Below are 8,607 nucleotides of genomic sequence, written 5' to 3'. Positions count from 1 at the left end.
ACACCGACTTCCTGGAGCCCCGCAGCCGGGTCAACGAGATGGTGAACAACTTCATCAAGCCCGGTCTGGAGGATCTGTGCGTCTCCCGCACCTCCTTCACCTGGGGCGTGCCGGTGGACTTCGACCCCGGCCACGTGGTGTACGTGTGGGTGGACGCCCTGTTCAACTACATGACCGCCCTGGGCTTCATGAACGACAAGTATGACGACTACGACAAGTACTGGCCCGCCGACGTCCACTTTGTGGGCAAGGAGATCGTCCGGTTCCACGCCATCATCTGGCCCGCCTTCTGCATGAGCCTGGGCCTGCCCCTGCCCAAGAAGGTGTTCGGCCACGGCTGGCTCCTGCTGGACGGCGGCAAGATGAGCAAGTCCAAGGGCAACGTGGTGGACCCCTACGTGCTGGCCGGGCGCTTCGGCGTGGACGCCCTGCGCTTCTTCCTGCTGCGCACCTTCCCCTTCGGCACCGACGGCAACTTCTCCAACGAGCTGCTCATCCAGACCATCAACACCGACCTGGCCAACGACCTGGGCAACCTGGTGAGCCGCACCACCGCCATGGTGGGCAAGTACTTCGGAGAGCACCTGCCCGAGGGCAGCGGCGCCACCGAGGACGAGCGGGGCCTGGCCGACATGATTGCCCAGGCCAAGGGGAATGTGGAGCTGTCCATGAACTTCCCGGAGGGCGATCCCCTGAAGTTCGACGCGGAGCTGGTGCTCCAGGCCGCCGGCCTGCGGGACGCCTATGAGGACGCCATGGAGCAGTACGCCTTCCAGAACGCCCTGGCGGAGGTGTTCAAGCTCATCGGCCGGGCCAACAAGTATATCGACGAGAACAAGCCCTGGCTGCTGGCCAAGGACGAGAGCCAGAAGCCCCGGCTGGCCCACGTGCTCTACAACCTGCTGGAGTGCGTGCGGCTGTCCGCCGTGCTGCTCACCCCCTTCATGCCCGCCACCTGCGAGAAGATCTTCGCCCAGATCGGCGCGGACGAGGGCCTGCGCACCTGGGAGTCCGCCGGGCAGTGGGGTCTGCTCCCCACCGGCGCGTCCGTGAGCAAGGGGGAGAACCTGTTCCCCCGCATCGACATGGAAAAGGAGCTGAAAGCATTGGAGGAGCTGCACGCCCAGGCCGCCGCCCCCGCCGCGGAGGAGGAGAAGGCCCCCGAGTATATCACCATCGACGACTTCAACAAGGTTCACTTCGTCACCGCCAAGATTCTGGCCTGCGAGGCGGTGAAGAAGAGCAAGAAGCTGCTCTGCTTCACCCTGGACTGCGGCGAGGGCAAGCCCCGGCAGATCCTCTCCGGCATCCACGAGTACTATGAGCCCGAGGAGCTGGTGGGCAAGACCGTGGTGGCCTGCACCAACCTGGCCCCCCGCAAGATGATGGGCCTGGAGTCCAACGGCATGCTCATCTCCGCCGTGAAGGAGGAGCCCGACGGCTCCGAGAAGCTCCACCTGATCATGCTGGACGACAAGGTGCCCGCCGGCTACGGCCTGTGCTGAGGAGACAGCCGTGTACCGCTACGAGTACGAGTCCATCAAAATAAGCGGCTTTATGTTTGACAACAGCGACTGCCGGCACCGGGAGGTCATCGACGCCCGGGCCCGGGACGGCTGGCGCTATGTGGGATATGTGCCCATGGAGTATATGGGATCTGGCATTCCCCAGTGGCTGGATCTGATCTTTGAGCGGGAGGAAGCGGACGAGCCGTGCTGACCAACCTTCTGCTGGTGGCCCTGGGGGGCGGCCTGGGGGCCGCGGGGCGGTGGCTGCTGAGCCTGGCCCCCTTCCCCGCCGCCTTTCCCTTCGCCACCCTGCTGACCAACTTCCTGGGGGCGGTGGCCATCGGGGCCATTGCCGCCCTGGCGGAGCACTCCGCCCTCCCCGCCCCCGCCGTGCTCTTCCTCAAGACCGGCGTGTGCGGCGGCTTCACCACCTTTTCCACCTTCTCGCTGGAGGCGGTGGGCCTGCTGGAGCGCGGGCAGTGGCTCAGGGGCGGCGGCTATGTGCTGGCCAGCGTGGCCCTGTGCCTGGCCGGCGTGGTGCTGGGCCGCACCTTGGTCCGGTTTCTGGCCCCGGCTTAGGAGAAAATAATCCACAATCCAGGCGGCGCGGGTGGAAAACCCGCGCCGCCTTTTGCTGCCCGGGGGAAAATTTCCCCCGGCCCTTATGAATTCCTTAGAATTGCCTGCTATCCTTGTGGACAGAATCGAGCAAAGGAGCTGTCCGCAATGGAAGAAACCCAATCCCTGGCCCCCGCCCGGGGGCTGTCCGAGACCGGCCTGAAATGGATCGCCCTGGTCACCATGGTGCTGGATCACATCCACTACTTCTTCGGCTTCACCGGGGCCATCCCCGAGTGGTTCAGCATGGTGGGCCGCCTGGGGGCGCCCCTGTTCCTGTTCTGCCTGGTGGAGGGCTTCACCCACACCCGCAGCCGGAAGAAATACTTCGCAAAGGTCTACGTCCTCTCCGCCGTCATGGGCGGCCTGCTGTTCTTCATGGCCTTCGGCGGCGTGCTGGTGCGGCCCGACGGCTTCTACCCCAACAACGGCATGATGACCACCTTTGTCATCCTCATGGTGATATTCCAGGGCATTGACTGGCTGGGTCAGAAAAAGATCGTGCCCGGCCTGGCGGCGGTGATTCTCCCCCTGGCCTGGCCCTTCCTGGCCTCCTGGCTGTCTGTCCTCCTCCCCGCCGCCTGCACCAATCCCCTGGGCCTTGCGTGCTACTCCCTGCTGCCCATGTGGGGCGTCACCGGGGACAGCAGCTGGCCGGTGCTGGCCATGGGGCTGGTGCTCTACCTGTTCCGCCGGAACCGAAGGGGGCAGGTGCTGGCCTTTGCCGTGTACTACGTGCTCTACGGCGTGGTCTATATGATCCTCATGGGCTCCGCCATGGCGCCGGATTTCGCCTGGTGGCAGCTCTTTACCCGGTACTATGAGATCTACGGCATCCTGGTCGCGCCCCTGATGCTGTGCTACAACGGCCGGCGGGGCGGCGGGCACAAGCTGCTGTTCTACGCCTTCTACCCCGCCCACATCTATCTCCTGTACGCCCTGTCGTGGGGGCTGCTCATCCTGCTGAACTGAGGTGATTCTATGGCCCATATTCTGGCCGTGGACGACGATGCCGATCTCCGCGCCCTGCTGAAAACCGCCCTGGAGCGGGACGGCCACCAGGTGACCGCCCTGCCCGGCGGCGCGGCGGTGACGGCGGAGCACTGCCGCTGGGCGGACTGCATCCTGCTGGATGTGATGATGCCGGGGGAGGACGGCTTTGCCACCTGCCGCCGGGTGCGCTCCCTGGCGGACTGTCCTATTCTCTTTCTCACCGCAAAAACTGAGGAGGCCGACGTGCTCACCGGCCTGGGCCTGGGTGGGGACGACTACCTGACCAAGCCCTTCCGGGTGGCGGAGCTGCGGGCCCGGGTGGCGGCCCACCTGCGGCGGGAGGGGCGGACGCCCCGCACCCGCCTGCGCCGGGGCGGGCTGGACTTCGATCTGGGGGAGCGGGCGGTGTACGCCGGGGAGACGCCGGTGCGCCTGACCCGGGGCGAGTACGCCATCTGCGCCCACCTGGCCACCCACCCGGGGCAGACCTTCACCAAGGAGCAGCTGTACGAGGCGGTGTTCGGCTTTGACGGCACCGGGGAGGACTCCGCCGTCACCGAGCACATCAAGAACATCCGGGCCAAGCTGAGGGCCGTGGGGGAGAACCCCATCGAGACCGTGTGGGGGGTGGGGTACAAGTGGAAAAACGGGTGAAGCGGCGGGCGGGCCTCACCGCCCTGTTCTGGCGCTATCTGCTCACCACCTGCGCCCTGCTGGCGGCAATCGCCGTGCTGTGGTGGGGCACCCTCACCGCCCTGCTGGCCTCCGGCTTCGTCCTGCCGGCCTACACCGCCGAGCGGGGGGCGGCGGAGGTGCTCCGCACCGTGGCGGACGGAACCCTGGACACGGCGGACATCCCCCACTATTACCGCTGGGCCATCCTGACGGAGGACGGACAGGTAACAGACCCGGGCAATATGGACGCCCGGCACCTGGGCTATGCCCGCTCCGCCCTGGCCGGGGACTCCATGCCCCACGGCTTCCCCTACACCCAGTACCACCGCTGGATCCCCCTGGGCGGCGGCGCCCTGTGCGTCCTCCAGTATGACTACTCCATGCCCTATGGAAGCCCCGCCCTCCAGGGCCGTCTGCCCGAGTTCCAGACCTGCGCCACGGTGGTGCTGCTGGCGGCCTGGGCGGCGGCGGCCATCCTCTCCACCCGGCACTTCGCGGGCATGCTCCGGCGGGACGCCGCCCTGCTCACCGCCGCCACCCGGGCCATCGCCCACCGGCGGCTGGACGAGCCCCTGCCCGGCGCCGCCCGCTTCCGGGAGCTGGGGGACACCCTGGTGGCCATGGAGGAGCTGCGGCAGTCCCTGGCCCAGTCCCTGTCCCGCCAGTGGGCCATGGAGCAGCAGCGTTCCCGCACCCTGGCCGCCCTGGCCCACGATCTCAAGACCCCCCTGGCGGTGATCGGCGGCAACGCCGAGCTGCTGGCCGAGGACGACCTGACCCCCGCCCAGCGGGAGAGCGCGGCGGCCATTCTCCGCAGCGCGGAGCGGCTGCGGGACTATGTAGGGCAGCTCCGGGACCTCTCCGACCTCCAGGGCGCCCCCGCCCGGCCGGAGCGGGAGACCGTGGAGCTGTCCCAGCTGGCGGCGGGCTGGGGGGCCGCAGGGAGGGATCTGTGCGCCCCCAGGGGATTGGACTTCATCCTGGACTGCCCCGCCTCCCAGCCCTGCTCCCTGTACCGGGCGGACGTGGATCGGGCGGTGCTCAACCTGCTGGACAACGCCGCCCGCTTCACCCCGGCGGGGGGTGCCATCCGGCTGGAGGCAGGCGTGGCGGGCCATGTCCTCACTGTGGCCGTCACCGACACCGGCCCCGGCTTCTCCCCCGAGGCCCTGGCCCGGGCGGGGAAGGAGCTGTTCACCGGCGACACCAGCCGCCCCCAGGACGGCCACATGGGCCTGGGGCTCTGCTTCGCCCGGCAGGTGGCGGTCCGCCATGGCGGGGAGCTGGCCCTCTCCAACACGGGGACGGGGGCCAGGGCGGCGCTCACCCTCCCCCTGGCAGAACCCTAGACAAGGAGGCGGCGCGGAAAACCCGCGCCGCCTCCTTGTATTTTCCCCCGTTTCGCGCTATGATAAGGGGGAGAGTTTGAACCATCCAATTGCGAGGTCTGTGCTATGATTTTCGACACCCACGCCCATTACTACGACGACGCCTTCGACCCGGACCGGGACGCGCTGCTGTCCTCCCTGCCGGAGCGGGGGGTGGCCCTGGTGGTCTGCCCCGGCTGCGACCTGGAGTCCTCCCGGCAGTCCATCGCCCTGGCGGAGCAATACCCCTTCCTCTACGCCGCCGCCGGCTATCACCCGGAGAACCTGGAGGGGGTGACCCTGGCCCATGTGGACCAGATCAAGGCCCTGTGCGCCCACCAGAAGGTGGTGGCGGTGGGGGAGATCGGCCTGGACTACTACTGGGTCAAGACCCCCGAGGAGCGGGCCTTCTCCCGGGATATGTTTGACGCCCAGCTCTCCCTGGCGGAGGAGCTGGATCTCCCCGCCATTGTCCACGACCGGGACGCCCACAAGGACTGCCTGGACATGGTCCGGGCCCACCCCAACGCCCGGGGAGTGTTCCACTGCTACTCCGGCAGCATCGAGGACGCCAAGGTGCTGGTGGACCGGGGCTGGATGCTCTCCTTCACTGGCAACATCACCTTTAAGAACGCCCGCCGCGCCCCGGAGATCCTGAAGTGGCTGCCCCTGGACCGGCTCATGCTGGAGACCGACGCCCCCTACATGGCCCCCGAGCCCTGGCGGGGCCAGCGGTGCGACTCCACCATGATCGCCCGCTCCGCCGAGACGGTGGCCCAGCTCAAGGGCCTGACCCGGGACGAGGTGGAGGAGATCACCCTGGCCAACGGAAAGCAATTTTTCGGTATCACCTGAACCGATCCAATTTTATCAAACGGAGGTAATCTGTCATGGAGACCATTTCCTATGAGTATGAGGGCTCGCTGTATGTGAACCTGACCAACAAGTGCGACTGCGCCTGCGTGTTCTGCCTGCGGCACAACGGCCACAAGGGCTCCATCTACGCCGACGACCTGTGGCTGGAGCATGAGCCCACCCGGCAGGAGGCCCTGGATGACCTGCTCTCCCGGGACTACTCCCAGTACCGGGAGCTGGTGTTCTGCGGCTTTGGGGAACCCATGTACCGCACCGACGACATCCTGTGGCTGGTGGACGAGCTGAAAAAGCGGGTGCCCAACCTGCCGCCGGTGCGCATCAACACCAACGGCCACGCCAACCTGTTCCTGGGCCGGGACGTGACGCCGGAGCTGGCCGGGCGCATCGACACCATCTCCATCTCCCTCAACGGCTCCACGCCAGAGGAGTACTGCGCCGTCACCAAGCCCCGGGACGGGGTGAAGGCGTGGGACGCCATGCTGGACTTCGCCCGCAAGTGCCGGGAGTACGTCCCCCACGTGGTGATGACCATCGTGGACAAGGACAAGACCCCGGAGGACGTGGAGCGGTGCCGGAAGCTCTGTGAGGAGCTGGGCGTCACCCTGCGCATCCGGGCGTACATCCCGGACTGAACCACGTATCACAACGGGCGTCCGGCCTCTTGGCCGGACGCCCGTTGTTTTGCTCTCAATTATGCGGCGGAGTCCTGCTCCAGCTCCTCCAGCGCCTCCCGCTCGGAGTCGGCGGAGAACCGGAACCGGCCGGCCTGGTCGTAAACCTCCACATGTCCACGTACGTAACGAATCTCGTAATTCATCGGTCAGCGCTCCTTTCTGTCTCGTTATGAGTACAGTATAAAAGAAGCACAGTCCTATAAAACGGACTATTGAGAGAGATCCGCCAGGAACTGTTCCCACTCCTCCGGGTGCTCCACAAAGGACTTGGGGCAGATCTTCCCCGTCACGTCATAGTGGCGGATCACCTGGCCGGACTCCAGGCCGTACTCCTCCATGAGCCACCGGGTGAGCCGCACCAGGGAATCATAGGTGGCCTGGGTAAACGCCCCGCTGTCGTCGGGGTGGCAGCACTCGATGGAGATGGTGTCGTCGTTGCGCTCGTTGGAGCAATAGGCGATCTCGTCCAGGGGCACGTTCTGGATGATCTCCCCGTCCAGCCCCACCAGGAAGTGGCTGCTGGCGTAGGTCTCCCCGGTCTGGGCCAGGTTTTCGAAGTAGCTGTGGTTCTGCTCCGCCGTGGTGCCCGGGTTGCCCACGTAGTGCACCACGATGCCGTTGACTTTTTCCAGCGGGGTGCCCGGCCGGGAGTACTCGTTGAGGGGGAGCAGCTCCACCGTGATCCACGCCGGCGTGTCCGGCACGGGGATGGTTCGGGGCGCGAAGGGGTCGATCCACTTCACCGCCAGCAGCACCAGCACCAGAGCGGCCAGGCAGGGGATGGGGCTGCACCGGCGGCGGATCTGCCGCCTCCGCCGCACTGGCGTCTCCACTGGCATGGCATCATACCCCCCTTTTTCCATCGCTGCTTCAGATTATAGCACATCCCGGCCCCGCCGTTTCTTACGGTTTTCTTACACCGACCGCGTCGAAAAAAGGCGGCGCGTGCCTGGGCACGCGCCGCCTGGTTTTCTAGGATTCCTGCAAAGCCCGGTCGAAGGCCGCCTTCACCTCGGGCAGGAGGCAGACGAAGGTGACGGTCTCGGGCAGGCCGCTGTGGGAGAGGAACTCCCGCACGGCGCCCACCGCGATGGCGGCCGCCCGCTCCAGCGGGAAGCGGTACACCCCGGTGGAGATGGCGGAGAAGGCCACGGTCTTGCAGCCGTACTCCGCCGCCACCTCCAGGCTGCTGCGGTAGCAGGAGGCCAGCAGGCCGTCCTCCCCCTGCCCGCCGCCCCGCCAGATGGGGCCGGGGGTGTGGATCACGTATTTTGCGGGCAGGTTATAACCCTTTGTAATCCTGGCCTCGCCGGTGGCACAGCCGTGGAGGGTGCGGCACTCGGCCAGCAGCTCCGGCCCGGCGGCCCGGTGGATGGCCCCGTCCACGCCGCCGCCCCCCAGCAGGGTACAGTTGGCGGCGTTGACGATGGCGTCCGCCTTCACCTGAGTGATGTCGCCCAGCAGCGTGTCAATCCTCCCCATGTTCCGCCTCTTTCTCCGCGATCTCCCGGCTCTCCTCCCGGGCGTCGGCCTCCACGGCCTTGTAGGCGGCGGGGGGCTGGAGGTGCTCCGGATCGGTAAAGACCTGGGCAAAGGTCTTGGCGTCCATATTCTCGTATTGCAGCAGGTACTCCGCCACGATGTCCAGCTCGCGGCGTCGCCGGGTGAGGATCTCCCCGCACCTGGCGTAGGCCCCGTCGATGAGGGCCTTGACCTCCTCGTCAATGAGGGCGGCCACCTCCTCGGAGTAGTTCTTGGTCTGGGCCATGGAACGGCCGATGAACACCTCATCGTGGCCGGAGTCGAACACCACGTTGCCCAGCTTGTCGCTCATGCCGTACCGGGTGACCATGTTGCGGGCGATGGAGCTGGCCCTCTGCAGGTCGTTGCCCGCGC

11 protein-coding genes and 1 pseudogene are annotated in these 8,607 nt (G+C 66.9%); 8 read left to right on the top strand and 4 right to left on the bottom strand.

Annotated features, from left to right (window positions below; genetic code table 11):
- The 8 genes from metG to QZ378_RS11160 all read left to right on the top strand — a co-directional run.
- Positions 1-1,505: methionine--tRNA ligase subunit beta (gene metG / locus QZ378_RS11195; protein WP_291258322.1), on the top strand; the 1,505-nt coding region annotated here is incomplete at its 5' end.
- 10 nt (positions 1,506-1,515) lie between these two features.
- Positions 1,516-1,719, top strand: coding sequence for a DUF4177 domain-containing protein (locus tag QZ378_RS11190; RefSeq protein ID WP_242967124.1), 204 nt, complete (start codon positions 1,516-1,518; stop codon positions 1,717-1,719).
- Positions 1,713-2,087 carry a fluoride efflux transporter CrcB gene (crcB, locus tag QZ378_RS11185; protein ID WP_207728526.1) on the top strand — a complete coding sequence of 125 codons (375 nt, stop codon included), beginning with the start codon at positions 1,713-1,715 and terminating at the stop codon, positions 2,085-2,087. Before QZ378_RS11190 ends, crcB begins: the two co-directional genes overlap by 7 nt.
- A 147-nt stretch (positions 2,088-2,234) precedes the next feature.
- Positions 2,235-3,098: a TraX family protein gene (locus QZ378_RS11180; protein WP_291258321.1), complete on the top strand. Its 864-nt coding sequence runs from the start codon at positions 2,235-2,237 to the stop codon at positions 3,096-3,098.
- A 9-nt stretch (positions 3,099-3,107) separates the two neighbouring features.
- Positions 3,108-3,773, top strand: a complete 666-nt coding sequence (locus QZ378_RS11175; RefSeq protein ID WP_291258320.1) for a response regulator transcription factor — start codon at positions 3,108-3,110, stop codon at positions 3,771-3,773.
- Entirely contained in the window at positions 3,758-5,143 is a 1,386-nt protein-coding gene (locus tag QZ378_RS11170; protein ID WP_291258319.1) for a HAMP domain-containing sensor histidine kinase, read from the top strand. Before QZ378_RS11175 ends, QZ378_RS11170 begins: the two co-directional genes overlap by 16 nt.
- Positions 5,144-5,248: 105 nt before the next feature.
- Positions 5,249-6,016: a TatD family hydrolase gene (locus tag QZ378_RS11165; RefSeq protein WP_291258318.1), complete on the top strand. Its 768-nt coding sequence runs from the start codon at positions 5,249-5,251 to the stop codon at positions 6,014-6,016.
- Between the two features lie 35 nt (positions 6,017-6,051).
- The gene (locus tag QZ378_RS11160; protein ID WP_291258317.1) at positions 6,052-6,669 is read left to right on the top strand and encodes a TatD family nuclease-associated radical SAM protein; all 618 of its coding nucleotides are present in this window, start codon (positions 6,052-6,054) and stop codon (positions 6,667-6,669) included.
- Between the two features lie 59 nt (positions 6,670-6,728).
- Here QZ378_RS11160 and QZ378_RS11155 read toward each other — a convergent pair whose 3' ends face one another.
- The 4 genes and pseudogenes from QZ378_RS11155 to QZ378_RS11140 all read right to left on the bottom strand — a co-directional run.
- The gene (locus QZ378_RS11155; RefSeq protein ID WP_255397024.1) at positions 6,729-6,854 is read right to left on the bottom strand and encodes a hypothetical protein; all 126 of its coding nucleotides are present in this window, start codon (positions 6,852-6,854) and stop codon (positions 6,729-6,731) included.
- 66 nt (positions 6,855-6,920) lie between these two features.
- A complete protein-coding gene (locus QZ378_RS11150; protein ID WP_291258316.1) occupies positions 6,921-7,550 on the bottom strand; it encodes a peptidoglycan recognition family protein in 630 nt (209 codons plus the stop codon).
- 133 nt (positions 7,551-7,683) lie between these two features.
- Positions 7,684-8,193 carry an O-acetyl-ADP-ribose deacetylase gene (locus QZ378_RS11145; RefSeq protein ID WP_291258315.1) on the bottom strand — a complete coding sequence of 170 codons (510 nt, stop codon included), beginning with the start codon at positions 8,191-8,193 and terminating at the stop codon, positions 7,684-7,686.
- Positions 8,180-8,607: pseudogene (locus QZ378_RS11140) on the bottom strand (ATP-dependent metallopeptidase FtsH/Yme1/Tma family protein); the annotation flags it as partial. The gene QZ378_RS11145 and the pseudogene QZ378_RS11140, both read right to left, overlap by 14 nt.

This window comes from Flavonifractor sp. (assembly GCF_019422385.1).
Lineage (GTDB): Bacteria > Bacillota > Clostridia > Oscillospirales > Oscillospiraceae > Flavonifractor > Flavonifractor avistercoris.
The sequence above is the reverse complement of the archived record's forward strand: the minus strand, read 5'-3'. Positions and strand labels throughout refer to the sequence as shown.